This window comes from Corynebacterium vitaeruminis DSM 20294, from assembly GCF_000550805.1.
Lineage (GTDB): Bacteria > Actinomycetota > Actinomycetes > Mycobacteriales > Mycobacteriaceae > Corynebacterium > Corynebacterium vitaeruminis.
On the sequence record NZ_CP004353.1, the window covers coordinates 784,431 to 810,409 of the forward strand.

The window sequence follows — 25,979 nt, forward strand, 5'->3', positions numbered from 1 at the left end:
TTGTTCTCGATAGCACTCCTGACCCTGCAGTGGATCAATAGGTACATGACTAAAACAATTGTCTATCTGATTTTGGACAGTCCGTGATGTTTAGGTGACTGGTTCGGTAATTGGCCTTTATTGCGGTTGTCCTACTGTTCAAAATCCTTGACAACGTAAGTCGTCAAGGATTTTTTATTCAGCAAGTAGATCCATGTTTTGAGAATGCTTTTAGGTTCTTCAGTACTTCTAAAGTCTCTGCTGTCACCCTGTAAATGAAAAATGGGGAGAGTTGTCCTGCGGTGAATGTTCAGACTTTTACTGCGTTGCTGGTATGTCAATGCAAATCAAAATTCACCACGAACCTGCAGGTGAGCATCCGAGTTTCAGGAAAACGCCCTCTTTGATGCGACATCGAGTGTGTCAAGTTGTTTGTGTGTGGGGCTGATTTTTACATGTACTTGTCGAATCGGTCGGGGTAGGCCACGGCCATCTGGTTGATGGCGTGCTTCCATCCGGCAACACGTCCGCCTTCGACGAGCCGGCCAGCTTGGGCGGATACTCGTTTGCCTTCCTTGGCCCGCTTGGCTGCTCGTTTGTCTTCGATATGGCAGATCATCAGCCACAGCGTCTTGATTGCTGATTCATCATTGGTGAACTGCACCCTGTTCCGGGTGGCTTTCCGCAGCTGATTATTGAAAGATTCAATCGAGTTCGTCGTATAGATCACCTTCCTCGCAGCCGGTGGGAACTGCAGAAACGGGGTAAACCTCTCCCACGCATCCCGCCACACCTTCACCGACCTCGGGTACTTCTCACCTAGTTCAGACGCCTCGAACTCATCCAAGGCTGCGGCAGCGGTTGGCTCATCTGGTGCGGTGTAGACCTTTTTCAACGCTGCCGATACGGCCCTACGATCCCCGTAGGAAACCCACCTATTTGCCGCCCTGATCAGGTGCACGATACAGGTTTGGACCATGGACCCAGGCCAGGTTGCTTCCACGGCTTCTGGTAGGCCTTTGAGCCCGTCGCAGCAGACGATGAAGACATCTTTGACACCGCGGTTAGCGAGGTTGGAACACACCTGCGCCCACAACGATGCTCCTTCCTCTTTGGCGATCCACAAGCCCAGGATGTGCTTGATTCCTTCGAGATCCACTCCGATGGCCATGTACGCAGACTTGTTGATCACACGGCCCCCATCACGGACCTTGATTCGCAACGCGTCAAGGAAGATGACTGGGTAGAACTCATCCAGCTGGCGGTTTTGCCACACCATGACTTCATCAAGTACGGCGTCGGTAATCGCCGAGATTGTCTCGTGGGAGATATCCACACCCATCGTGGTGGCGAGATGATGCTGGATATCACGGATTGTCATGCCACCGGCGTACAAGCTGATGATCAGATCATCGATATCGGTTAAACGCCTCGAGCCTTTCGGCACCATCGTGGGGACAAACGTGCCAGCTCTGTCTCTTGGGACGTCCACGGTGACCGGCCCGTAGTTCGAGTCAATGGTCTTCGGGTAGCTGCCGTTTCGGTGATTATCCGTACCGACAGCGGCTTTACCGTCTCGATCACCAGCCTGATACCCCAGGTGGGCATCCATTTCAGCGTTCAAACCCCTTGTAATCGAGGCCTGTAACATGCCTCGAACTAGGTCGTTCGCATCAGTGGTAGAGGTACGGAGCTCATCAATTAGCTTGGCGATCTCAGGGTTAGAAAGCAGCTTCTGCTCGATTGCGTCAATCTTGGCCTTATCGTCTGGGTCTCGTCGTGGCACAGTCATCATTCTGGTCTATCTCCTTATGCGGGTCGGGCACCCACACACAAACCATCAGGCACTCTCTTTAGCTCACGATGCACGATGCTAGGGGTGACCCAATCGATGGCAGCGGTGGGAACCAGCGCAGACAACGCGCTAGCGGAGTCGTTCAACGCGACATTGAAACGCGAGGTGCTGCAAAACTGGAAATGCTTCGACTCACTGCTGCACGCCAGACGGGACGTCTTCGCGTGGTGTGTGCGCTACAACCGGAAGCGCAGACACTCATGGTGCGATTATCTGTCGCCCCTCGAGTTCGAAAACCGCACCTGCGGTAAACTCACCTTAACCGCATAAGTTCAATTCCCTGTGTCCACTTTCCAGAGGTCGGGCCCGTTTGCCCTCGGGCACCACCTATACGGTCCAGTCGGACTCGACAGCACTGACGGGAAACGTGAAACTGTCGTACGTCACCATCGACACCGCCCAAGGCCCGCGCGCGGCGATCCGGATCGATGCGGACAAGGTGGTGCTCGACAACCTGCGAGTGCGCTTCCCGAGCAGCTTCGAGGGCATTCCGGACCAGTGGCAGCGCTCCGGGCCGGGGGTGAGAACGACCCTGACGGGTAACTTCCACATCTTTGTGCAGTCGATGAAGGTGACCCCGCAGATCGCCGGCATTGCCCTGCCGGTTCCGATTGAGCTCCACGCCGACATGGTGGGCGAGGAGCTCGCGGGTAAGCTCAAGCAGGTCGGCGCGGGCACGCCCGATGCGCTGTCGGAGAATCTGGTCATGCTCGATGGGACGATGGAGACCTACTACATCTCCTCCGGCATCTTTACGGGAGACTTCCTCACCATTAGCGAGTAAAGTTACACGCCGTGCACTCGACACAGACGGAAAACGCATAAGGTTGTAATTATGTCATTGGAACCCCTGCCCGGCGTGCTTTCCGCCATCGGAAATACCCCGCTCGTGGCCCTCGATCAACTGCGACCGCCTGGGGCCGGGCCGCTGTGGGGCAAACTCGAGTCGTTCAACCCCGGCGGCAGCGCGAAGGACCGCACCGCGCGCGCCCTCGTCCGTGACGCGCAGCGCCGCGGCGTGCTCACGAAAGACAGCGTGGTCGTCGAATCAAGCTCCGGCAACCTCGGGGTCGCCCTCGCCCGCGAGGCGGTGCTCGGCGGATGGGAGTTCCACTGCGTGGTCGACAGGCGCACCAACGCCTCAACGCTGGCGCACATCCGCGCCCTCGGTGCCACGATCCACGAGGTTGAGCGGCCCGACTTGGAAACGGGGGACTGGCTCGTGGCCAGGCGCGCGCTCGTGGCCACGCTCGTCGATGAGCTCGGTGCGATCAACCTCGACCAGTATTCCAACCGGGCCGCGTTCAGCGCCCACGAGGAAGGGACGATGCGCGAGATCGTCGAGCAGCTCGGCCACGCCCCCGACATCCTCGCCGTCGCGGTGAGCACCACGGGCACGGTCGGCGGCTGCCTGCGCTACGTTGCCAAGCACAAGCTACCCACCCGCGTCGTGGCGATCGATGCGCAGGGCTCTGTGCTTTTTGACGGCGCTCGCGGAGCTCGCGTCCTGCCCGGCTACGGCGCGGGAGTGGTCACCGAACTCTCCACGCTCACCGAGCCCCATGAGGTGATCCGGGTACATGCCCGCGATGCGGTAAACGCCGCGCGAACAACGGCACGCGCCACCGGGTTTTTGCCCGGAGCGTCGGGCGGGGCGGTGGCGTGGGGCGTCGATAAGCTCGCGCGTGACAATCCGGGAGCCGAGATCGTCGCCATTTTCCACGACGACGGCCGTGCTTACTTGGACACCATCTACAACGACGAGTGGGTCGCGGACAACGTCACTGACCCCTAGGTGCCCTTGACGTTGAGGATCTGGTGCAGCTTGTGATCGACGCTGACCAGCTTCTCAACGTCCACTATGACCTGGTCGATGTCCTTGTAGGCGTCTGGGATCTCATCCACCCACGCGTCGCCGGGGCGGTAGACAATCCCGCCCATGCGCTCGTCTAGGTCCGCGGCGGTGAACCGTTTGCGGGCCTCGGTGCGCGAGAAGCGTCGGCCCGCGCCGTGCGGTGCCGAGCGCAGCGCCGGGGCGAAGCCTTTGCCCGACACAACGTAGCTCGAGGTTCCCATCGAGCCAGGGATGAGCGCCTTGACGCCCTCGTCGGCGCGGATCGCGCCCTTGCGGGTCAACCACACCTCGCGCCCGCAATGCTCCTCCACCTGGGTGTAGTTGTGGTGGCAGTTGATCCGCTCGGCCTCTGCCACCTCGGCACCGACGAACTCTCCCAGCACGCGAGCGAAGCGGTCCATCATCTCCTCGCGGTTGAGCCATGCGAAGCGCTGCGCCCAGGCGAGATCGGCGATGTAGGAGTCGAACTCGGCCGTGTCCTCCACGAGGTACGCAAGGTCGCGGTTCTCCAGCAGCACCCAGTGCTTATCGCACTGCTCCTGGGCCGCGGCGATGTGCTTCTGAGCAATCTTGTTGCCCACCCCGCGCGAGCCGGAATGCAGGAACATCCACACCCGGTCCTCCTCGTCGAGGCACAGCTCGATAAAGTGGTTGCCGCCGCCGAGCGAGCCGAGCTGCTGGCGCCACTTCGGGGAGTGCGACAAGTCAACGCCTGTGTCTTCGGCCAGCGCGGCGAGTTCCCGGGTGCGTGCCTCGGCGCTGCCGCCGAGGATCCATTCGTTGTAGTTGCCGGGGGACAGCGGGATCGCCGCCTCGATGGTGTCGCGTAGGCGGGTGAGATCGCCTCCAGCCAGGTCGCTGGCGGTGAATCCGGTGCGCACGCCGATCATGCCGCAGCCGATGTCGACGCCGACGGCGCGGGGATCACTGCCCCGATGGTGCCGAAGACGGTGCCGACGGCGGAGCCCATGCCGTAGTGTGCGTCTGGCATCAGCGCGACGTGCGGGTGGACAAAGGGCAGACGCGCAAGCTGGTTGGCCTGCTCGGTGACGTTGTCGTCGACATGCGAGGCGAAAACCTCGACGTGGTGGTTGGTATTAACGGGCCGCGAGGAGAACCGGTTTTTACTACCGGGTCTGCCCCGCGTGTTGCGTGCCATGGAAATCTCCTTCACTCGTGGCGTGACATTCTGGTGCACCTTCGGGTACGTCGTACCCACAGTGCCGCCACAAGGGGGAATGAGAAACCGGCACCGTGGGTGTGTGAGTCTCACGATGCCGGGCGCGGTGGTTCTTTAACTCTTTACGCGCACAAGGCCGGGGCCGTGAGACACAGCCTGCTGTTGGAGCAGGTAAAATCGCGACCGGTGCTGCTGGTATGCGCGCATGTCGTCCTCTCCAATCGTGTAGCTGTGTCCCGAAAGTATCTTGCTGCCCATTGACGCCGCCTTCAGGCGCGGCGGATGAGCTAGGTCCAGACGCTACCACGACTTCCCGGGTATGCGCCAGAGTGCATGACTAAGCTATCTGCGAGACGACGCACAACATCAACCGAGGAAGGTAGTGGCAAAAGTGAAGGTAGCGATCATCGGCGCAGGCCCGCGCGGGCTGTGGGCGGCCGAGGAGCTGATGGAGCGCGCCCGCCAGCGCGGCGCGCGTATCGATCTGACTGTGTTCAACGACGGGCCGCTGGATTCGGCGAGCGGTATTGGGGCGTTTCAGCCGAGCGTTCCGCCGCAGTGGCTGCTCAACGTCCCAGCTCACGTCATTGAAACCCAGCTTGGATCCTTCAACCAGTGGCGCGGCGCGTCCGAGGCGTTCGTCCCTCGGCGCGAGGTCGGGCGGTTCCTGGCGCAGTCGTGGCAGGCGCTGTTCCAACACGTCCCGCGCGGGTGCACGGTTGAGGTGCGTGAGCTCGAGGTCACCGAGCTTTCTCCCGCCGGTACCAGCTTCAACGTCCACGGCTCGCTTTTCGACGAAGTCCTGCTGTGCACCGGACACGCCAAGGCGATACCCGTTGCCGGGGCGATCGCGGCCTACCCCCACAGCAACCTCGACGCGATCGCGCCCGAGGACGTGGTCCTCGTGCGCGGGGCGGCACTGTCGTTTATGGACGTTGTGCGCTACGCGCCGGCGCGGGCGTTTTTCCCCGTGACCCGCTCGGGGCGGTTCATGGAGGTCAAGGCCTATCCCGCGTGTGAACCGGACCTGGGCCGCTTCAGCGAGGCCATCACCACCAGCGCCTCCTACGAGGAGTTCGTCTCAGCGCTCTCCGAAGCGGCACAGGTCGTCCTCGACGCCCAAGGCGGCAGCGGGGACGTGAGCGCGGTCATCGCGGGCGAGGATTTCACCGGCGACGCCGTAGCCGAGCTGCGCGCCTCTCTCGCCGCCGCCACGGGTGAGCGGCCGTGGACGCCAGCCCTGGCAGTGGGCTACGCGTGGCGGGCGCTTTACCCCGCGATCATTCAGCGCGCCTCCTTCGGCGGGCGCGACACGCTCGGCGGGCAGCGCTTCTACCGGCTCACCCGTGTTCTCGAGCGCGTCGCGTTCGGCCCTCCGCCCGAGACAGCGAGCGATCTCGTCGACGCCATCGATGCCGGGCGCGTGCGTCCCGACGTCCTCGGCCGCGGGGAAGAGGAGCTCTCGGCGTTGGCGCAGGAAGTCGGGGCGAGCGTGACAGTCGACTCGGTCACCGCCGCGCCGGGCGTCGTCGAGGGCACGCTCGTGGGCGACCTCGTGGCCGCGGGCCTCGCCGGCACCTACGACGGCGTGAGCCTGAAAGTCGCGCGCGACGGCACGGTCGAGGGCCAGTCCCACCTTGCCGCGGCGGGGCGGATGAACGAGGGCTGGATCCTCGGCCACGACACGCTGCGCCGCGACAAGCATGAGGTCATCCCCGCGTGGGCCGACCGGGTCTCCGCGGCCGCGATGGCGCACCCCGGGCGCGTCCACGGCGCCCCGCCGCTGACCGCACGCACAGAAAAGTGGGCCGCTGACTTAGTTGCCAGACCGGATGCCTGCCAGGACCTGCTGGATACCTACGCTAGCCCGGTCAACGTGCTCGAGCCCGGCCCGATGGAGTCCAACATCGACGAGCTCGTTGAGGCCGGCAAACGCTGCGGGGTGGAGGTGAAGGTGTTTTTCGCGCGCAAGGCGAACAAGGGACTCGTCTTCGTCGACACTGTGCTCGACGCCGGCCACGGCGTGGATGTGGCCAGCTACGACGAGCTGCGCCAGGTGCTCGGCCGTGGCGTGGCCGGTGAGCGCATCATCGTCTCGGCGGCGATCAAGACCAACCATCTGCTGCGCCTGGCCATCGAGGGCTCGGCGGTGATCTCCGTGGACAACCGTGACGAATACGATCGCATCGTGGCTCTCGCCGGCGAGAACACCGCGCTTGTCGCGCCAAGGCTCGCCCCGGACCCCTCCACCATGGCCCCGACGCGCTTCGGCGAGCGACTCACGGCCTGGGCCGAGCACTTAAGTACGGTCGAGCGCAACGTGCGTGTCGTCGGCGTGCACGCTCACCTGCACGGTTACGCCGCTGCGGATCGCTCCGCAACCATCCGCGAGTGCATGCAGCTTATCGACGCCCTGCGCGCCGCAGGCCACGCACCAGAGTTCATCGACATCGGCGGCGGGGTGCCCATGAGCTACATCGACGACGCCGAGCAGTGGAAGGACTACCTCGAGGCGATCGAGGTGCAGCGCGCCGGCTACGCCGAGCCGTTCACCTGGAAGGCGGACCCGCTGACCACGACCTACCCCTACCACCAGCGTCCGACCCGCGGCGCGTGGCTCGAAGAGGTCTTAGGCGGCGGTGTCGCAGGGGAGCTGCGCGAGCGGGGCTTAAGGCTGCACCTTGAGCCGGGACGTTCACTTCTCGACGGCTGCGGGCTCATCCTCGCCCAGGTCGCGTTCGTAAAAACGCGTAGCGACGGAGTTCCCCTGGTCGGGTTGCACATGAATCGCACCCAGTGCCGCACCACCTCCGACGACTACCTCGTCGACCCGATCCTGGTCAAGCGCACGCCGCCGTCCGCGGCTGTCGAGGCCTTCCTCGTCGGCGCCTACTGCATCGAGGACGAGGTGATTCTGCGCCGCAGGATCCGCTTCCCCCAGGGGGTCTCAGCCGGCGACATCATCGCAATCCCCAACACCGCCGGGTACTTCATGCACATCCTGGAGTCGGCCTCGCACCAGATCCCGCTGGCGAAGAACGTGGTGTGGCCGTCCGGCGAGCTTGACCCGATCGACCAGCCCGGCTAGTTCTCGTCGGTCACGACGATCACGGTGCGTTGCGGTTTCGGCCCGGGCAGCGGCGAGTTGAGCAGCATGTGCATTAGATCGGCTGAGTCGTCGGGGGTCAGGTGCGCTGTGGGTTCGTCGAGAAGCAGCACGTCGGCGTCGCTGCACAGCGCGCGGGCGAGCAGCAGGCGGCGGCGCTGCCCAGCCGAGAGCGAGTCGGCGCCGTTGTCGAGGACAAAGTCCAAGTCGAAGGGGAAGCCGACGGCGGAGAGGACGCGCGTGGCGAGGGTGTCGTCAAGCTCGGGCGTGCCCACGCGCAGGTTCTCGCGCACCGAGGTTGAAAACACCCACGCGTCCTCCGCGTAGAACCTAGTGCTTGCCGGGGCGGTCGCTTCGCCCGAGGCGGCGGGCACCAACCCCGCGAGCGTTTCCAGCATCGTGGTCTTGCCTGAGCCCGAGGGCCCGCGCACGAGCAGGCGCTCGCCGGGCTTCACGCGGAGATTCCACACCGTATCGCCGTAGATGGTGCGCAGGTCGCGCGCCTCGACGGTGTCGGACACCGCGGGTCCAGCGACATCGGCGCGTTGCGTGTTCAGCAGGTTGCTCAGGCGCGATGCGGCGCGCGCGACGTCGTCGGCGTGGCGCGCGGCGGCAGGCAGGGGACCGTGGGACTCGAACGCCGCCAGCGACAGCATCAGCAACATGCCCAACCAGGTCGGATTCCCGCTGTAGGTGGCCACCGCGATCGCCGCCACGCCGAGCGCCGCAGCGCCCGTGGCCACGGTCTGGATCGCCTCGGCCGCAACGGTTGAGCGCTGCGCGGCGAGCTTCTCGCGCGTGACGCGTTGCGACGCTTCCGCGACCTCGCCGATCAAAGCCTCGGCCCGACCGGCCGCGGCGAACTCCATGCGGTGCTGCAGCACCTGATCGAGGCCGACGGCGAACTCGGTGGACTCCTCCACCTCGCGGGCGCGGCGATTCGAGCGTGCGGCGATGCGCGGCACCACGAAACCGGTCACGGCGAGAGCTGCCGCCATCACCAACGCGGCCGGCGGGCTCAGCCACGCCGCAAGCCCCAGCGCGGCGAGGGAGACCACCACCGCAACGAGGCGGGGGATGTGGCTGCGCACCAGAAAGTCCGTGACCCGCTCGGTGTCGTCGACCACATAGACGTGGCCCTGTCCGCGCAATGTCGCAGCGGACGAGGCCAGCGCGTCGTAGACTTTCGCGCGCAGCTCGCTCAGCGCACCGAGCGCCAGCTGGTGAGCGACGATCCGGTCGATGTAGCGAAACACTGCGCGAGAGATGGCCAAACCCCGCACCGCGGTGATCGCCACGGACAGGGGACCCTCACCCCGGATTGTGGACACGGGGGGACCTGACCCCTTGGGAGTGGACGATACCTTTCCGCCAGCCAGATGCTGGCTTCAACGTGTCCACTCCCAAGGGGTCAGGTCCGTGGGTATTCCCCGGACTCGCCGACTGCAGAGCAGTTGTGCAAGGCCTTGCTGCCTTTGAAAATGAAAGCTTGCAAATCCGTGAAGCAGTGCTTCAATGAGCGCCCACGTTTTTGCTAAACGGCATCCAAAGTGCCTAATGTCCACGCGTGATAGCCTGAGGCCAGAACAGCCTGTTACGACAGGAGAGGAAGAGGACCTTGGGACCCCAGCCGGACGACTGGACCCAAGGTCCTCGCTTTGGGCTACTGCGAACCATCTGCAGTGCGTGTGAAAAGCCGCCCATCTACCATCACGCCCGTTGCTTTGCTTGTCGACGCCTACGGCTTCCGCCCCTCACCCTCTAAGCCACTTCCTTGGGAGGCACCGGCGCCTCGGTCCCCAGCTCTGGGAACGGATCGTGCCCGACTAGGTAGCGGATCGCGCTGTTGAGCGTGGCCACGACCGGCACCGCGAACAGCGCCCCGGGCAGTCCGAACAGGTAGGTGCCGGCCGCCACGGCGACGATGACGCCGAGCGGGTGGACGCTAACCGCGTGCCCCATGAGGAAGGGGTGGAGCACGTTGGCCTCGATGAAGTGCACGACGAGCACGACCGCGAGCATCGCCAGCGCCATCCAGAAGCCCTTGTCCACAAAGGCGATGAGCACGGCGACGAAGCCGGAGAGGAACGCGCCGACGATCGGGATAAACGACATGAGGAAGACGATGACGGTGATCGGGATGATGAGCGGCAGGCCGAGCGCCCAGGCGCCCACGCCGATGCCGCAGGCGTTGATGGCGGCGACGGCCAGCTGCGCGCGGGCATAGGACCCGAGGCTCACCCAGCCGCGGCGGGCGGCCTCATGCGTCGAAGGACGGGAGTGGGCGGGGATGAACAGGAGCAGGAAGCGCCAGATCCGCTTGCCCTGGTGGAGGAAGAAGAAGGTCGCGATGATGCAGATCAGCAGGCCCGCGATGACGTCGGCGGTGGTGGTGCCCAGCTTCACCGCGCCGGAAAACAGCGGCGACTCGGTGCCGCCGGAGGCCATCGAGTTGAGCTTGTCCAACAGCACGGAGTTGTGCGGGAGCGTGAGGTGCAGCGGTCCGTTTTGCAGCCAGTCGGTGATCTGGTTGATGCCCTGGGTGGCGCCGGAGAGGAGGTCCCTAAACCCGGAGGTGAGCCGCTCGATGGCGAGGGTGAAGGCGGCCGCGACCAGCGAGAAGAACGCGGCCTCGGTGACGATCGCCGCGAGGGTGGCGGGGAAGTGGGCCTTGCGCAGCAGGAAGCGGTTGATCGGCTCGAGCATCGCGCAGATGAGCAGCGCGACGGCCAGCGGGATGAGCACCATGGAGATCTTGCCGATCACTCGGCCAGCTACCATGAGGCCGCCTGCAATGAGGATGAGGCAGAGCGACCAGACCGCCGCCACGATGACGGGGTAGGGCACGTCGCGCTGGAGGCGATCCATCCAAGACTTCATCATGCCCTCAATCTTGGCACAACCCGCCGCAGCGCCACGACTAGGAGGTCTGGATCGCTTCCAACAGTGGGTTCGAGCACAAAACCCCAGACACGATCGTGGTCGTACCACTAGGATTGTGTCCATGATCACCCAACTTGAGAATGCCATCGCGGCCGAGGACGTTCGCACCTCGCTCATCGAGCGAACCAAGTACGCCTCGGACGCCTCCCACTACCGCTACACGCCGCAGGCGATCGTCGTGGCCAAGGACGCCTCCGAGGTCGCCGCCGCCTTTCGCGCGGGCGCCGAAAAGGGAGTGCCGGTCACGCTGCGCTCCGGCGGCACGTCGCTTGCGGGTCAGGCCTCCGGCGACGGGATCCTGGTCGACGTGCGCCGCCACTTCAAGGACGTGGAGGTCCTCGACGGCGGCAAGCGGGTCCGCGTCCAGCCCGGCGTGACGGTTCGCCAGGTCAACGCCAGGCTTAGCCTCTACGGCTACAAGCTGGGCCCGGACCCGGCCAGCTCCTCGGCCGCCACCATCGGCGGCGTCATCGCCAACAACTCCTCCGGCATGGCCTGCGGCACCGAGTTCAACACGTACCAGACGCTCGAGTCGATGACCTTCATCCTTCCCTCCGGCACGCTCATCGACACCGCCGACGCGGACGCCGACCGCAAGCTCGCCCAGCTGGAGCCGGAGCTGACGGAGGCGCTCACCCGCCTGCAGCGCCGCGTGCGCGGCAACGCGGAGTCGGTGGAGAAGATCCGCCGCCACTTCGCCCTGAAGAACACCATGGGCTACGGGCTCAACTCCTTCCTCGACTTCGAGAGCCCGGCGAAGTTGCTCGAGCACCTCATCATCGGCTCGGAGGGGACGCTCGCCTTCGTCGCGGAGGCGGTCTTCCGCACGGTGCCGATCTCGAAGTTCGCCACCACCACCGTGGCGGTTTTCGACGACCTCGACGAGGCCACCCGCGCGCTGCCCGCGCTGCTGGACACCGGCGCGGCGACGCTGGAGCTCATGGACTCGTCGTCCATCGTCGTGGGCCAGATCCTGACCGGCGTGCCCCAGGCGATCACCGGCTTTAGCGTCGACAAGCAAGCTGCCCTGCTGATCGAGTACCACGCGAACGAGCACGAGGAGCTCAAGGCGCTGGAGAAGGCGGGCTCGGACCTGCTGGGCACGCTCAAGCTGCGGGCCGCGGCGGCGTTCTCGGAGGACGCGAACGACCGCGCCGTGGCCTGGGCCTTCCGCAACGGGCTTTACGCCTCGGTCGCGGGCGCGCGCCGCTCGGGCACGACCGCGCTGCTCGAGGACGTCGTCGTCCCCGTCGCGGACCTCGCGCCCACTTGCGAGTCGCTGCAGGAGCTGTTTGGTCGCTACGGCTACGACGACGCCGTCATCTTCGGCCACGCCAAGGACGGCAATATTCACTTCCTGCTCACCGACCGCTTCGAGGGCGAGGAGGCGCTCGGGCGCTACACCGACTTCAACGAGGAGATGGTCAGCCTCATCCTGGCCGCCGAGGGCAACCTCAAGGCAGAGCACGGCACCGGCCGCGCGATGGCGCCCTATGTGCGCCGCCAGTACGGCGACGAGCTCTACGAGGTGCACAAGGAGCTGAAACGCGCCTGCGACCCGCGCGGGATCATGAACCCGGGCGTGATCATCGACGACGACCCCGAGGCACACCTGAAAAATATCAAGCTCAACGCGCAGGTCGAGCAGGAGATCGACCGCTGCGTGGAGTGCGGCTACTGCGAGCCGGTCTGCCCCTCGCGCAACCTCACGCTCACCCCGCGCCAGCGCATCGTCGTCCGCCGCGCCCGGGCGAAGGCGCTCGCCGAGGGGCGCACCGCCGAGGCCGAAGAGCTGCAGCGCGAGTACGAGTACCAGGGCATCGACACCTGCGCGGTGGACTCCATGTGCGTGACCGCCTGCCCGGTGGGCATCGACACCGGAAAGTTCATCAAGCGCCTGCGCCGCGAGCGCAACGAGGGCGGGAGCAAGGCCAACCAGGCCACGGCGGCCGCGTGGACCGCCGCCGCGAAGGGCTGGAAGGCCGTCCCGCCGGTGGCCTCGGCGGCGCTGACCGGCGTGTCCTACCTGCCCACGTCCCTGACCAAGGCCGTCACCGACGTCGCCCGCAAGCTCGTCGGCGAGGACGTCATGCCGGAGTACCAGCCGGAGCTGGGCAAGGGCGGCAAGCAGCGCTCGCGCCTGGGCACCCGCGTGGGCGCGCCGGGGGCCAGCCCCATCGCCGTCTACGTTCCGGCCTGCGTGAACACCATGTTCGGCCCCGTCGAGGGCGGCACCGGCGTGGGTGCCACCGACGCCTTCGTCCGCCTCGTCGAGCGCGCGGGGCTCGCGCTGAGCGTTCCGGACGACATCGACTCGCTCTGCTGCGGCACCCCCTGGACCTCGAAGGGCGTGGCCAAGGGACACGCGATCATGGAAAAGCGCGTCCAGGAGTCGCTGACCAGGGCTTCAAGGGGCGGCGAGCTGCCGATCATCTCCGACGCCTCCTCGTGCAGCGAGGGCTTTAAGGCGATGGCCGAGGCCGCGGGGCTGACTGTCATCGACGCGGTCACCTTCGTCCGCGAGCACGTCCTGCCCGCGATCACCGTGACCCACCCGCTCGAGTCGGTGACCCTGCACCCGACCTGCAGCTCGACGCACCTGGGCATCATCGGTGACCTCGAGGCCGTGGCCAAGGCCGCGGCGAAGGAGGTCACCATCCCGGTGAACTGGAACTGCTGCGGCTACGCGGGCGACCGCGGCATGCTCCACCCGGAGCTCACGCACTCCGCCACGCAGGAGGAGGCGGCCGAGGCGCGCCGGGTCGGATCGCAGTACCACGCCAGCCTCAACCGCACCTGCGAGCTGGGGCTTTCGCGCGCAACCGGCGAGCCCTACCAGCACGTGCTTGAGCTGCTGGAGCTGGCCTCGCGACCGTAGGGCCGCGAGGTAGCGATCGCGCCGCCGGGAAGTTAGCGCGCGATGAGCGTGCCCACGTGGCTGTTGCCCACGCACGCCCCGGGCGCGTCGATGGTGAGCGCGCTGCCGCCGCCGGTGACCTGCACGTACACCTGGTGCAGGCCGGGTTCCAGGCCGAAGCGCGCGGCCTCGCCGTCGAGCGCCAGCGTCGCGGTCGCGGCCTCGGGCGCGAAGTAGTTGAGCTGCACGACCCACTCGCGGTCGAGAAGCGGCCCGTCAAGCGCTAGCTTCTCGACGCCTTCGGCACGCCACCCGCATCCTTCCTCTGGCCCCTCGCCGGTCGAGCGCGCGGGGAAGAAGTCCGCGTCGATCACCGTCCCGTCGGGGCCGACGATGCGCGGGGTGTTGATGGCGGGGGAGACCTTCTCTGGGAGCAGGGCGCCCAGCCGGTTGTAGGGGAAGACCAGGGGGCTTAGGACGTCCCAGCTCGCCTCCTGGTCGAGCACCTTGCCGTCGAAGGCCCGAAGGTGGGCGAAGTAGGCGCGCGCGGGCTGGTCGTGCCAGCTTATGGCGAAGCTCGTCACGGTCACCGCGCAGGATGCCACCAGCGCCGCGGCCGGAAAAAGCGGCGCGGGCCTGCGATCCAGCTGCACCGCGAGCACCACTGCGATGAGCACCGCCAGCTCGCTGAGGTGCCGCAGCGTGAGCACGAGCGTGAGCGGGGTGTCGGCGCTCTCCCTGGCCAGGTAGATCGCCACCAGGGGTGCCGCCGGGTAGACCAGCACCGGCCACCAGGCCTTCCTCACCGGCGACCACCACACCACGAGGGCGGCGGCGGCAAGCCCGAGCACCGGTTGCCACCACGAGACGTGCGCGAACGGCGGGCCGGGGTGCCAGCGGTCGAAGGCCCAGGGGCCGCCCGCGAAGGTTGGGGCCACGGCCTTGGCGTAGCCGGTCCACAGGACCTCCCACAGGGAGTTGTGGTGGGCGGCGCTTGCGCCGTCGGCAAGCAAGAAATACAGCGCGCCCCACGCGGCCGTGGGCACCAGCGCGACGCCCAGCAGGCGGCGCGTGATGCGCGCGCCCGGCAGGCAGGCCGCGGCCAGCAGCAATGCGGGGCCGATGACTAGGGCACGCTCGCTGAACAGGCAGGCAAGGAGGATGACCGGCGGGATCGGCCACAGCCTGCGCCGCGCGACGAGTCCGATCGCGAGCGCCAGGCCGGCGTGCGCGGGAAGCGAGTTGATCCCCACCGCGAGCCACGCCGTGGGCAGCGCGAGCGGGAAGAGGCCGTAGACGACAACCGGCAGCGCGGGGCGCTTGGACAGCCCCGCCGCCGCCCATGCCACGGCGGCGACGGCGAGAAGCTGCAGGACGCCGAGCACGATAAGCGCGGCGGCCCAGTCGAGGCGCGCGTGGCTGGCCAGCGCCTTTTCCACGAGCCAGGCGGCGGGCATGAGGTGGCCGTCGTGCAGCGAAAACGGCGACACCGACGGCGCCTGTGTTTGAAGCGTGAGGTCGTCCCAGTAGAACCAGCCCGCGGCCGCCACCGCCATCCGCGCGCCCCACGCGACGAGGCAGGCGGCGAGCAGACGGAGGCGGGCGGGGAAGTGGGGCATGGGGGCAAGCCTAACCCATGCGCCATTGCTTCTCGACGCCTACGGCCTGCCAGCCTTGGCCGTCGACAAGCGAAAACCTAGACGCGCACGCCCGCCTCGGGCACGATGAGCGGGCCGCCGGTGACCGGATCGTCGACGACGCGCGCGTGCAGGCCGAAGACCTCCCGCAGGGTGTGCTCGCTGATGACGTCCGCGGGCGGCCCCTGGGCGACGATCGCGCCCTCGCGCATGAGCACGAGGTTGTCGGAGTAGCGGGCGGCGAGGTTGAGGTCGTGGAGCACCATGACCACGGTCTTGTCTTGCTCGCGATTGAGCCTGCGCACCAGCTCGAGGACCTCCACGGAGTATGCGAGGTCGAGGTAGGTGGTCGGCTCGTCGAGGAAGACGATGTCGGTGTCTTGGGCGAGCACCAGCGAGATCCACGCGCGCTGGCGCTGCCCGCCGGAGAGCGTGTCGACGGGGCGGTCGGCGAGCTCGCTCAGCCCGGTGAGCGCAAGCGCGCGATCGACCGCCGCCGAGTGCGAGGCCGACCACTGCCTAAGCCAGCTCTGGTGCGGGTGGCGGCCGCGGCTGACCAGCTCGCGCACGCTGACGCCCGCGGGCGCGATGGGGGACTGGGGCAGCATGGACACTTTTGTGGCCAGGCGCTTGGCGGGAAGACCCGCGATGTCCACCCCGTCGAGGGTGACCGCGCCCGCCGCGGGCGCCATGAGCCGGGCCAGCCCGCGCAGCAGCGTCGACTTGCCGCAGCCGTTCGCGCCGATGATGGTGGTGACCTGTCGGTCGGGGATGGCGAGGTTAACGTCGCGGTTGACCAGCGCGTCTGCGCCGCGGGTCGTGCCGTAGCCGAGGCTTAGGCCCCGGGCCACGAGGCGCGCGGCCGGGGTGTTGACGGCGTCCATGGCGTTCATGGCTAGCTCAGAGCTCCCTTCAGCCCGTCGAGGATGATGGTGGCCGAGAGCAGCGAGGCGTTCATGTACCAGGCCTCGTAGTCGACCTTGACGGCGTGGTTGTTCTTCACCGCGTTGAGCGAGGGCCAGGTGGAGGCGGAGGAGGGGTCGGCGTCGCCGTCCTGGACGCCGTAGAAGATCCAGTCGGCGTCGGCCTCGGAGAGCTGCTCGGGGGACAGGTCGAGGCCGGCCTTCTCGATGTTCTGCTGGTTCTCCGGGCGCTTGAGCCCGGCGTCGGCGGCGACGGAGCCCGCCATCGAGTTCACGCCGTAGAGCTGGTACTGCTGGTCCTTCGAGCGCAGGAAGCTGACGGTGGGCACGCTCGCCAGCGTGGCGCCCCAGGCCTTGGCGTCGTCCTCGTACTCCTTGAGCTTGGCGTTAGCCTCGTCGCCCTTGCCCACGGCCTGCGCGATGGTGGCCAGGTCCTGCTTCCAGTTCTCGCCGCCGCCCTCGCCGGTGACGACCTCGGCGATGGCGCGCAGCTGGGTAAGTATCGCCTCGTCGGTGCGCGAGTTCGCGCAGATGAGGGTGGGTTCTAGCGCCGCGATCGCCTCGAGGTCCGGATTCTGTCGGAGGCCGCAGTCGGCGATGGAATCGAGGTCGAAGTCCTTGCCGTAGCGGTCGCGGATGAACTGCGGGATGACGTCCGCGTCCTTCGCCTTCGCCGCGCCCACGGGGAGGATCCCCAGCTCGAGGAGGTTGTCGAGCTGCCCGGTGTTCAGCGCCACGACGCGCATGTCGGTGGCTCCGGCGGTCTCGCTGCTCGAGCTTTCGCTTGTCGACGAGTTGCCACAGGCGGCCAGCGCCCCGGCCGCGGCGCCGGCGAGCGTGAAGCCTGCGGCGAGGCGGAGGAAGTCGCGGCGGTTGATCAGGGACATGTGTGGATCCTTTCGTTATAAGTGTTTAGCGGGTGCGGGTTTTCGACTGCTGCCACAGCAGCCAGATGAGGAACGGCCCGCCGATGACGACGGTGACGATGCCCACGGGGACCTCCCACGGGAAGGCGCTGCGCGCCACCAGGTCGGAGGCGCAGGTCAAGAGGGCACCGACGACGGCCGAGGCGGCCAGCGGGGGAGCGGACGCCCGGGTCAGCCGGAGTGCGAGCTGCGGGGCGACGAAGGCCACGAAGCCGACCGGCCCCACCGCGGAGACGGCCACCGCCGCCAGCACGATGGAGACCACCAGCACCGTCGCGTTGACCTTCTTCAGCGGGACGCCGAGTGAGCTGGCGAGGTCGTCGCCCAACTCGAGAACCGGCAGGTGGTAGGCGATACGCGCCAGCACCAGCGAGCAGGCGGCGAGCACCGCGAGCGTGGGCCACAGCTGGTCGAAGGTGCGTCCATTGACTGAGCCCACCATCCACACCTTGGCGGCGGCCGCGGTGTTGAGGTCGGTCGCCGCGAGCATGTAGGTGACCAGCGCGTGGAGGAAGGCGTTGACGCCGATGCCGACCAGCACGAGCCGGTAGGTGTCCACGCCCTGGCGCCGGGCGAGCGCCCAGATGACCGCGCCGGTGGCAAGCCCGCCGGCGACCGCAGCGACGGGGACGGCGACGAGCGCACCGAGCGCCCCCGGAGGCGCCGAAGACCATGCAGGCCACCGCGGCGACGGTCGCCCCCTGGTTGATGCCGAGGATGTCGGGGCTGGCCAGGCCGTTGCGCGCGATGCGCTGCGTGATCGCCCCCGAGAGCCCGAGCGCCGCGCCGACGGCGAGGCCGACGAGGCTGCGGGCCAGCCGCCAGTCGATGACCACTGTGCGCTGGAGCTTCGTGCCCCCGCCCGCGAGGACACGCACGACCTCGACGGGGCTCATGGGAAACTGCCCGATGCCGAGGCTGAGCACCCACACCAGCGCGCAGGCGGCGAGCAACACCGTAACGGCGCGCACCGCGCGCGGCTGGTAGCGGATCCGTGCGGAACCGAGGACGAGAAGTCCTCTCTCGCGGGTCTCGGCTGTGCTAGTCATGCTCGTCGTGCTCGTCATGCTTGTCATGACAGCCTCACCGCCTCCCGGTGGCGCACGAGCCACACGAAGGCGGGCGCGCCGACGAGCGCGATGACGATGCCCGCCTGCAGCTCGCCCGGCCGCATGACCACGCGGCCGAAGACGTCGGCGGAAAGCAGCAGGCAGGCGCCCGCGAGCCCGGCGTACGGGGTCACCCAGCGGTAGTCGGGCCCGGTGAGCGCGCGCACCACGTGCGGCACGACCAGCCCCACGAAGCCAATGGGACCCGCGGCGGCGGTGGCGGCGCCGGCGAGCAGCGCGGTGGCGACCAGCCCCACGGCGTTCGCGCGCAGGACGTGCACGCCTAGGCCCTGCGCCGCCTCGGCGCCGAGGCCGAGGACGTTGAGCGTGGGGCCCAGCGCCAGCGCTAGAAGCGTGCCGACGGCCATCGGCACGAGGGCCGGGAGGATCACGTCGAAGCCGCGGCCCGCGACGGAGCCCGCCTGCCAGAACCGCAGGGCGTCGAGCGCGTTGGGGTCGACGTAGACGATCGCCGCGGTGCCCGAGGCGAGCACGGCCGCGAGCGCCGCACCCGCCAAGACCAGCCGGATTGTGTCGCCCGAGCCCATGCCCGAGGCGCTCAGGCCGAAGACCAGAAGCGCCGCGAGCCCCGCGCCCGCGAAGGCCAGGAAGAGGTGGGCCTGCATGGAGGTGATGCCGAACAGGTAGATCCCGGCCGCCACGGCGAGCGCCGCCCCGGCGTTGATGCCGAGCGTGCCGGGATCGGCGAGCGGGTTGCGTGTAAGCCCCTGCACGAGCGAGCCCGCCATGCCGAGCGCCGCGCCCGCCGCGATCGCGAGCACGGTACGGGGGATGCGCATGGTGGCAAGTATCCCGGCGACCTCGCCGGTACTGCCCGCGTCGACGTTTCCGCGCAGGATCTCCCAGGCCTGGGGCAGGGCGCGCAGGACCTCTTTCGGCGAGGTGGCCTTCGCACCGAGCACGAGGCTCGCCGCCGCCAGGAGGGCGAGCGCCCCCGCGAGGCGAGCAGCCCGGCGAGCCGACGCCCGCCCCGCGGCGCGCGCCGGGGCGTGGGCGAGGCCGTGGTGGGGGCCGCTGAAACGATTGAGGACATAATGTAAGGCTAACCTTAGCCATGTCCGAAAATCCAATCTGAGAGAGAACTCTCAGAACCGGCCCGAGTAAGTTAGGAGGCGACCCCATTGACGATAAGCGTCCCGCCCGCGCCCACCTGCACGTCGGCGGCGAAGGCGGCGGCGAGGTTGACGCGCTGCCAGGAGCCGCGCGGGCCCTGGTCGTCGAGGGGCGAACCGGAGGGCAGGGCGGTCGCCGCGATGACACGGGCGCGCTGGCCCCAGTCGAGCGCAGGGAAGCGGTTGAGGAGCAGGTCCGGGGCGGCCTGGGGGACCACCATAGGCGCGTTGTCCGCCGCGACCGGCGCGAGCCCGTAGGTGCCCTGGGCGGCGTAGGTGGCAACCGCCTCATCCGTGTCAAGGAATCCCTCGCCTGCGGCGTCCTGCGAGGCCACCGCCTGCGCCAGGGGCACGCCCGCGCGCCACTCGAGCTCCGCGCGCAGCTCCGCGCCCGCCTGGGTGAGCGCGTCGCGCATGTGCGGGTCGTTCCAGCGATCGGCGGCTGCCGCCACGCCGGTCATCCGCCCGCCGATGACGTCGAGTGGGTAGTGCACGCCCATGACCACCCGCGACTCGCCGGCCTGCGACCCGCGCGCGAGCAGCTGCGGGGCGAGCTCCGAAAGCACGGCGGATAGCAGCGTGGTCACCAGCGCGGCCTGGTTGGCGTGGCCGGAGGGGAAGGAACCCTGCCCGCCGAGATCGTAGAAGTCCTCGCCCGGGGCGTTGTGGCGGGCGATCTTCTCCGGCGCGGCGACGAAGGGGCGCGGGTTGTTGAAGACGGACTTCTCGATGAGCGTCGAGGCCGCCAGCCCCTGCGCGCGAGAGAGGTAGCCCGAGTCTAGCAGGGCTCGGGTCTTGGGCAAGCGGTTCTCGGCGATGGCGGCGCGCAGGTAGCCGCCGAGCGTGACGCCGAAGGCGTCTGAAAAGGCGGCGAGGAGCTCGCCGTCGTCGACGCGCGCGTCGGCCTGGGCCGCCGCGATCCGTGTGGGGGAGGCGGAGGTGTTCATCGCGACCACCGCGTCCAGGTTCTCCCGCATCGTCTCCGGGTGGTTCGCGCGCAGGTCACTAAACCCCTCGACGACCTGGTAGTAGGTCCCGCCCGGGTAGGAGCTTAAGTCCGAGACGTAGCCCGCGAGGTACTCCGGGCTGAAGGGCGCGGGCACCGGCGCGCCGGGGTGCGAGGTGGCGGGAAGCGAGGAGGGCGCGTACTGTGCCTGCAGCTCCTGCGGGGTGGCGGCGACGGCGTGGCCGGCGGCCAGGGCCGGAACGAGGGCGGCAGCGAGCGCCGGGGCGATAGCGCGGGCGAGCGGGTAGGGGGAGAAAACGTGCACGGGCAGTGCCTTTCGGGAGGCGGTGGTGGCTAGGAGACGAGTGGGGTGGCGCCGGGGGAGCCGTGGATCGCCTGGTAGCTCGCGGCGAGCGCGAGCGGGGCGTTCGGGGCGGTGACGGGGCCGTGGTGGAAGTCGGCGCGCACGCGCTCGGCGGTGACGTCGACGGCCAGGTAGCCGTGCTCGGAGAGCTCGACGTACTTGTGCCAGGGTGCGAACTGGCGCAGCGCCTCCTCCGAGTGTGCGATGAGCTGCCGAATGGCGTCGGAAAGCTGAGGGCTGCGCGCGAGGGTGTCGAAGAGGCTGGCGGCCGTCACGGACGGAGTGACGAACTCCGTGGCCACGACCTTTCCGTTGCGGCCAAGGCGGTAGTCGCCCGCCGACTGCGGGATGTCCGAGGCCCACGAAGAGTGAATGTCGCCGGTCAGGAAGACGACCCCGCCGAGGTCGTGCTCGGCGATGAGGTCGATGACGCGCTGGCGCTCGGCCATGTAACCGTCCCACTGGTCTGAGTTGAGTGCGATGCCGTCGGCGGGGAATCCGGTCTGGCTGACCAGCCAGTCCTGGATTTGCGGATCGAGGGTAGCGGGCAGCGTAAGCGGGGCAAACATGACCTCGTTTCCCACGAGCTGCCACCGAGTAGCCGAGGTGGTGAGAACGTCGGCGAACCAGTCGAACTGGGTCCGCCCCATCATGGTGCGATCGTCGCGGCCGACGGCGCGCAGGTAATCGGGGTCGGCGGCGATCCCGCCGGCACTCGCATAAAGAACCTGGTAGTCGCGGTAGCTGCGCAGGTCGGGCAGGATGATCTCCGCGAGCTGGCCGTAGGCGAGGTGGCGGTAGACGTGGCGGGTGTCTTGTCCCGACTCCGCCGCTTCGGACGGCTGGTCGGCGCCTTGCCCCACGCCCGCGCGCACCGGCATCCACTCGAAATAGGCCTGCATCGCCGCCGCCTTCAGCGCGGGGAAGTCCTCGCCGGGCGCGAAGGAGTTGCCGGTCGCGCCGTTGCCCCACGCGTTGTCGGTGAACTCGTGGTCGTCCCACATGGCCACGAGCGGCTTCGCGGCGAGCATGTCGGCAAGGTCGGGGTCCTCATGGAAGTGGCCCTGGCGGACGCGGAAGTCGGTGAGGCTCGTCGTGCGGTGCGCGGGTGCCACCTCGCGCACGATGTGGCCGAAGGCCGCGCCGTACCTTCCGGAGGCGTACTCGTAGGTGAAATCGCCCAGGTGGAGGACGAATTCGAGGTCCTCGCGGCTGGCGATCTCGCGGTAGGCGTTAAAGAACCCGGCCTCGTAGTTGGAGCAGGCGCACACCGCAAAGCGCAGGTTGTCGGGGCTGGCGTTCGCCGCGGGCGCGGTGCGGGTGCGCCCGGTGCGCGAGGTGGCCCCCTGGGCGGGGCCGTCGAGCACCGTGAAGCGGTAGAAGTAGCTGGTCGCGGGCGCAAGCCCCCGCGCGTCGACGGTAACCGTGTGGTCGCGCGCGGCGTCGGTGAGCACCTCGCCGCTGGCGGCGATCGCGGCGAAGTCGGGGGTTGTTGCCACCTCCCAGCGCACGGTGGTCGGCTCCCCCGCGCCCGAGCCCGGGGTCGCCTCGGGAACCGGCGTCACGCGCGTCCACAGCACCACCGCGTTGGGTAGCGGGTCGCCGGAGGCCACCGAGTGCCGAAAGACGAGGTCAGTGCTTCCGCTTTCGCTTGTCGACGCCTCGCGGCTTTCCTGCCCTCGGGCCGCGGCGTGGGTGAAGAAGGGGAGCGTTGCCGCACCGGCGGCGGCGCCCGCAAGGAAGCGTCGGCGGCTACACAGCAGGGGAGTGCGAGGGGCGTCCATGCCGGAGGATGCTAGGCCTCCGCTTCAGTTTTCGTCGTGCGCCAGTGACGGGTGTGACACAGGTTCGCCGAGAATTCACCTTCACGACACGAGGCGGTAAACGGGGTCGGCGGCCGAACCCCGCCGGTCTGATGCGCCTCGGCGTCGCACCCGCGGGCGGTACGCTTGACGAATGAGCTTCTACCTTTTGGCTCTCTTGGGCCTTGTGGCGCTGGTCGGTCCCCTCCTGAATCTCCCGCGTCGGCTGTCGATGCCGGTGGTCGTGGGCGAACTGATGGTCGGCATCGTCTTCGGGGCCACGGGACTGCGGCTGTTCGACGCCTCCGACCCGACGTTTAGCTTCATGGCACAGGTGGGCTTCGCCTTGGTCATGTTCATCGCCGGCACCCACGTGCCCTTTCACGACCCCAACCTGCGCCGGGGGCTCGGGCTGGGGCTCATCCGCGCCGCGGTCGTGGGGGCGCTGTGCGTGCCCGCTGGCCTTGCGATCGCCCGCTACTTCGGCACCTCGCACGGTCTCGTCTACGCCGTCATCATGGCCAGCTCCTCGGCCTCGCTGGTGGTCCCGGCCCTAGGCGGGGTGAAGATCGCGGGGCGGCAGCCGACGGCGATGATCATGCAGATCGCGGTGGCCGATGCCGCCGCCATCGTCGCGCTCCCCGTGGTCATGGCGCCCGACCGAGTACTCAAGGCGGTGGCGGGGACGGCGGCAGTGATCGTGCTAGCCGCCATCTACGGCTTCGTCACTCACTCGAGGTATCAAAGCCGCATGCGGGCGGTCTCCAGGAGCCACCGGCTCGCCTTGGAGATGCGCATAGTACTGCTGGCATTGTTCGTGCTCGCCGCGGTGGCGGTGTCGATGGGCGTGTCCGTCATGCTCGCGGGCTTCGCGCTCGGCATCGCGGTATCCGTCAATGGCGAGCCGAAGCGGCTCAAGCGTCAGATGTTCGCCCTGACCGAAGGCTTTTTCGCCCCGCTGTTTTTCGTGTGGCTGGGCTCCTCGATCGACCTGCGCGCGCTCGCGGAGGAGCCGCGCTCCATCGGGCTCGGCATCGCGCTCGCGGTGGTAGGAATCGGGCTGCACCTGCTGCCCGCCGTCGCCAAGCAGCCGTGGGCGATGGCCGCGGTCACCGCAGGCCAGCTGGGCATTCCGATCGGCGCCGTGGCCCTGGGGCAGGCGCACGGGATGCTGGAGGTGTGGGAGGATCCGGCGTTCCTCTTGAGCGCCGTGATTACGATCGGCGCGGTGGCGATGCTGGCGCCGCGGGTGGCCGCGACCATTCAGGCCGAGGCGAACCCGCAGGGTGTCTAGCGATCTTTACCAGTGGTAGTCGAGGAACTTGCCGTCGAAGGTGACCACCACACGATCACCTGCCGGATCCTCACGGCGGTCGAAGTCCATCTGGAAGTTGATGGCTGACATGATGCCGTCGCCGAACTCCTCGTGCACGAGCGCCTTGAGGGCGGGACCGTGGACCTTGATGGCCTCCATGAAGCGGTAGATGGTCGGGTCGTCGAGTAGCGCAGCGTCGAAGGCGCGGGTCGGCTGCTGCATGAGCGCCTCGCGAACGTCCTCGCCGAGCTCGAGCTCCGCACAGACCTTGTCGGCCAGCTCTTCCGGGACAGGGAAGCTGCCGAGCAGGGCAGAGGTGGACCACACCAGCGGGCGGTCGATGAGCGCGGCTAGCTCGGCCCACGTCTTGCCCTTGCGGATGCGCTGGGCGTCCACGAGCTTTCCTGCCTCGTACTTGTCCATGATCGGTTGCATCGTTCCTCCAATTCGAGCTTTAACTGTCGATGTATAGAAAAACGATAAACCTATAGCTCTATAGATGCAACGGGCCAGGTGAAGGGGCACTTTCTCGAAAGCATTCGGAGGCGGGTCAGGGCATGATGGACCCGGAATTAGGTTCTCAGACGAGAAGGAGTAAGGTATCAGGCATTGGGGCATTAGCTCAGTTGGTAGAGCGTCGCGTTCGCAATGCGAAGGTCAGGGGTTCGATTCCCCTATGCTCCACAAAATGCGAGGTCACAGGCTTGAAACAGGTCTGTGGCCTCGCCTTCTGGCGTTCAGGGCCCTTCTTGGCTGGGGGCCACCCGCGGCTTAAACGACAGAATGTGTTGTTTTACGGCGTGTCGTAGTGAACGACATTTTGTGTTGGTGGGGTTGGGGGTTTAGCGTATGTGACCTTTGCGTATTCCCATAGAGTGGTTGTAGGCAGTGTCGATGGCACTGTCGAAGGCTGCTGGGCGGCCGTCTTCGTGTCCGCTGGTGGCTTGTGTTTCCTGGTTGGTGAGGACTTTAACTTTGGCGAGTGCGTCCTGACCCCAGTTTTGCTGCCTGGCGATCTCAATCGGATCGTCAGGCAGCTGCGTATGCATGTAGAGCCACCAGTCGCAGGCGATGCGTTGCTGTTCATCGCGTAGCCCACGATGGTCATACATGAGCTTTTTGATTTGCGCATTGATGCCACCTTCCAGACTGTTGGTGGTCCGTTCCAGCCTCTGACCTGGTGCTGCTTCGGATAGGTAGGCAAAAAGGTGGCCTTGCTGACTCATTGTCACCAACTGTCGGTAGACGCCACGGTGGACTTCGTGGGTGTACCACCAGAGCTTGTTTTTGCGCTTTGACTTGGGAATTTGGTCAAAGGGGACATCTTTGACGTAGGTCCTTGCTTTGAGCTGGGTGGCAAAGACATCACCGAAGCGCTGCAGTTTGACTACCCATCGGGCTGCATCGTCGAGGTTGTCAACGGCCAGTAGTTCAAACGACAGGCGTCGTAATGCTTTGCCCATCGGTGAGGTGGGATGAAGGCCGGTTGCTCGTTGAATGTTGCGTTTGACGTGGACGATGCAGCGTTGCACGGGCGTGTGTGGCCAGAGACGTTTGATTGCTTTAAGCCCTCCAGAATCCCCGTCGCAGGTCACCAGCTGTGGGGGAGCCAGCGGGTCCAGCAAACGCATGTAGGACCAGGATGATTCGCGTGTGCACCAGAACCAGTTGATGACATGTGAGATGTCTGCGACCACGACTAGGCATTTGGTGTTGAAGTACGTTCCGTCGATAAAAACCTGGTCGTAGATGCGCTGCTTGTCCACGTTGCGGGGTGGTTGGATAAGCCAGAACGGTGTGAAGTGCCGTTGCAAAGTTCTTGTGGAAACGCCGCAGGTAGCAGCAGTATTAGCGAGGCTATGGCCGGAAATGAGCCACGTGATGAAGATGCGGAACCATTTTGCTTGGTTGGCGTCGTTGTTGGTGCGGGTGAAGGTGGCTTTTGCAGGTGCAGCATCGCCACCGTTGCCGCCCGGCGCTGGTTGTTCCGTGTTTGGTGCAGTCCCCGTCGCAGACGGAGCATCGAGGATGATTTTTGCTCATCCCACC

General features: G+C 67.0%; 16 protein-coding genes, 1 tRNA gene and 4 pseudogenes. 7 read left to right on the forward strand and 14 right to left on the reverse strand.

The window, feature by feature from the left end; genetic code table 11:
* Nucleotides 1-430: 430 nt before the first annotated feature.
* Entirely contained in the window at nt 431-1,771 is a 1,341-nt protein-coding gene (locus B843_RS03710) for an IS256 family transposase (protein ID WP_404825228.1), read from the reverse strand.
* A gap of 72 nt (nt 1,772-1,843) precedes the next feature.
* Here B843_RS03710 and B843_RS13435 point away from each other — a divergent pair.
* The 3 genes and pseudogenes from B843_RS13435 to B843_RS03720 form a co-directional block, all read left to right on the forward strand.
* Nucleotides 1,844-2,104, forward strand: a pseudogene (locus B843_RS13435) (integrase core domain-containing protein); the annotation flags it as partial.
* A 97-nt stretch (nt 2,105-2,201) separates the two neighbouring features.
* The gene (locus B843_RS03715; RefSeq protein ID WP_210766197.1) at nt 2,202-2,618 is read left to right on the forward strand and encodes a hypothetical protein; all 417 of its coding nucleotides are present in this window, start codon (nt 2,202-2,204) and stop codon (nt 2,616-2,618) included.
* A gap of 51 nt (nt 2,619-2,669) precedes the next feature.
* The gene (locus tag B843_RS03720; RefSeq protein ID WP_025252183.1) at nt 2,670-3,629 is read left to right on the forward strand and encodes a pyridoxal-phosphate dependent enzyme; all 960 of its coding nucleotides are present in this window, start codon (nt 2,670-2,672) and stop codon (nt 3,627-3,629) included.
* On the opposite strand, the pseudogene B843_RS03725 reads toward B843_RS03720, so the two are convergent.
* Nucleotides 3,626-4,848 (reverse strand): annotated as a pseudogene (locus B843_RS03725) (RtcB family protein). The gene B843_RS03720 and the pseudogene B843_RS03725 sit on opposite strands and share 4 nt — an antisense overlap.
* Nucleotides 4,849-5,260: 412 nt before the next feature.
* On the opposite strand from B843_RS03725, the gene B843_RS13440 reads away from it, so the two are divergent.
* Nucleotides 5,261-7,957 carry an FAD/NAD(P)-binding protein gene (locus tag B843_RS13440; protein WP_025252184.1) on the forward strand — a complete coding sequence of 899 codons (2,697 nt, stop codon included), beginning with the start codon at nt 5,261-5,263 and terminating at the stop codon, nt 7,955-7,957.
* On the opposite strand, the gene B843_RS03735 is transcribed toward B843_RS13440, so the two are convergent.
* Together B843_RS03735 and B843_RS03740 are read right to left on the reverse strand one after the other, a co-directional pair.
* Complete coding sequence (locus B843_RS03735) at nt 7,954-9,273, reverse strand: ATP-binding cassette domain-containing protein (RefSeq protein ID WP_244877349.1); 1,320 nt, start codon at nt 9,271-9,273, stop codon at nt 7,954-7,956. The genes B843_RS13440 and B843_RS03735 overlap by 4 nt on opposite strands.
* Before the next feature lie 463 nt (nt 9,274-9,736).
* Entirely contained in the window at nt 9,737-10,858 is a 1,122-nt protein-coding gene (locus B843_RS03740; protein ID WP_169729834.1) for an AI-2E family transporter, read from the reverse strand.
* Between the two features lie 121 nt (nt 10,859-10,979).
* On the opposite strand from B843_RS03740, the gene B843_RS03745 reads away from it, so the two are divergent.
* Nucleotides 10,980-13,796, forward strand: coding sequence for an FAD-binding and (Fe-S)-binding domain-containing protein (locus B843_RS03745; protein ID WP_025252187.1), 2,817 nt, complete (start codon nt 10,980-10,982; stop codon nt 13,794-13,796).
* Nucleotides 13,797-13,828: 32 nt separating this feature from the next.
* On the opposite strand, the gene B843_RS03750 is transcribed toward B843_RS03745, so the two are convergent.
* From B843_RS03750 to B843_RS03780, 8 genes and pseudogenes are all read right to left on the reverse strand, one after another.
* The gene (locus B843_RS03750; protein ID WP_025252188.1) at nt 13,829-15,394 is read right to left on the reverse strand and encodes a hypothetical protein; all 1,566 of its coding nucleotides are present in this window, start codon (nt 15,392-15,394) and stop codon (nt 13,829-13,831) included.
* 77 nt (nt 15,395-15,471) lie between these two features.
* Nucleotides 15,472-16,305 carry an ABC transporter ATP-binding protein gene (locus B843_RS03755; protein WP_025252189.1) on the reverse strand — a complete coding sequence of 278 codons (834 nt, stop codon included), beginning with the start codon at nt 16,303-16,305 and terminating at the stop codon, nt 15,472-15,474.
* 2 nt (nt 16,306-16,307) lie between these two features.
* Nucleotides 16,308-17,222 carry an ABC transporter substrate-binding protein gene (locus B843_RS03760; protein WP_155895094.1) on the reverse strand — a complete coding sequence of 305 codons (915 nt, stop codon included), beginning with the start codon at nt 17,220-17,222 and terminating at the stop codon, nt 16,308-16,310.
* 25 nt (nt 17,223-17,247) lie between these two features.
* Entirely contained in the window at nt 17,248-17,847 is a 600-nt protein-coding gene (locus B843_RS03765) for a FecCD family ABC transporter permease (RefSeq protein WP_280512671.1), read from the reverse strand.
* Between the two features lie 133 nt (nt 17,848-17,980).
* Nucleotides 17,981-18,337: pseudogene (locus B843_RS14245) on the reverse strand (iron chelate uptake ABC transporter family permease subunit); the annotation flags it as partial.
* A complete protein-coding gene (locus B843_RS03770) occupies nt 18,334-19,461 on the reverse strand; it encodes a FecCD family ABC transporter permease (protein WP_155895095.1) in 1,128 nt (375 codons plus the stop codon). The pseudogene B843_RS14245 and the gene B843_RS03770, both read right to left, overlap by 4 nt.
* Nucleotides 19,462-19,496: 35 nt before the next feature.
* On the reverse strand, nt 19,497-20,774 hold the full coding sequence (locus B843_RS03775; protein ID WP_025252192.1) for an acid phosphatase: 1,278 nt from the start codon (nt 20,772-20,774) through the stop codon (nt 19,497-19,499).
* Nucleotides 20,775-20,803: 29 nt separating this feature from the next.
* Nucleotides 20,804-22,597, reverse strand: a complete 1,794-nt coding sequence (locus tag B843_RS03780) for an alkaline phosphatase D family protein (protein ID WP_025252193.1) — start codon at nt 22,595-22,597, stop codon at nt 20,804-20,806.
* A gap of 172 nt (nt 22,598-22,769) precedes the next feature.
* Here B843_RS03780 and B843_RS03785 point away from each other — a divergent pair, with 172 nt between their 5' ends.
* On the forward strand, nt 22,770-23,909 hold the full coding sequence (locus B843_RS03785) for a cation:proton antiporter (protein ID WP_025252194.1): 1,140 nt from the start codon (nt 22,770-22,772) through the stop codon (nt 23,907-23,909).
* A gap of 6 nt (nt 23,910-23,915) precedes the next feature.
* Here the strand turns inward: B843_RS03785 and cynS are convergent, their stop codons facing one another.
* Nucleotides 23,916-24,365, reverse strand: coding sequence for a cyanase (cynS, locus tag B843_RS03790; RefSeq protein ID WP_025252195.1), 450 nt, complete (start codon nt 24,363-24,365; stop codon nt 23,916-23,918).
* A 176-nt stretch (nt 24,366-24,541) separates the two neighbouring features.
* On the opposite strand from cynS, the gene B843_RS03795 reads away from it, so the two are divergent.
* Nucleotides 24,542-24,614: transfer RNA gene (locus B843_RS03795), tRNA-Ala, on the forward strand.
* Between the two features lie 158 nt (nt 24,615-24,772).
* On the opposite strand, the pseudogene B843_RS03800 reads toward B843_RS03795, so the two are convergent.
* Nucleotides 24,773-25,973: pseudogene (locus B843_RS03800) on the reverse strand (IS1249 family transposase).
* Nucleotides 25,974-25,979: the final 6 nt, after the last annotated feature.

Coding starts and splice junctions, on each gene's coding strand:
- B843_RS03760 (WP_155895094.1), bottom strand. CDS start 17,222: ATGTCCCTGATCAACCGCCGCGACTTCCTCCGCCTCGCCGCAGGCTTC.
- cynS (WP_025252195.1), bottom strand. CDS start 24,365: ATGCAACCGATCATGGACAAGTACGAGGCAGGAAAGCTCGTGGACGCC.
- B843_RS03720 (WP_025252183.1), top strand. CDS start 2,670: ATGTCATTGGAACCCCTGCCCGGCGTGCTTTCCGCCATCGGAAATACC.
- B843_RS03710 (WP_404825228.1), bottom strand. CDS start 1,771: ATGACTGTGCCACGACGAGACCCAGACGATAAGGCCAAGATTGACGCA.
- B843_RS03750 (WP_025252188.1), bottom strand. CDS start 15,394: ATGCCCCACTTCCCCGCCCGCCTCCGTCTGCTCGCCGCCTGCCTCGTC.
- B843_RS03755 (WP_025252189.1), bottom strand. CDS start 16,305: ATGAACGCCATGGACGCCGTCAACACCCCGGCCGCGCGCCTCGTGGCC.
- B843_RS03745 (WP_025252187.1), top strand. CDS start 10,980: ATGATCACCCAACTTGAGAATGCCATCGCGGCCGAGGACGTTCGCACC.
- B843_RS03740 (WP_169729834.1), bottom strand. CDS start 10,858: ATGATGAAGTCTTGGATGGATCGCCTCCAGCGCGACGTGCCCTACCCC.
- B843_RS03785 (WP_025252194.1), top strand. CDS start 22,770: ATGAGCTTCTACCTTTTGGCTCTCTTGGGCCTTGTGGCGCTGGTCGGT.
- B843_RS03780 (WP_025252193.1), bottom strand. CDS start 22,597: ATGGACGCCCCTCGCACTCCCCTGCTGTGTAGCCGCCGACGCTTCCTT.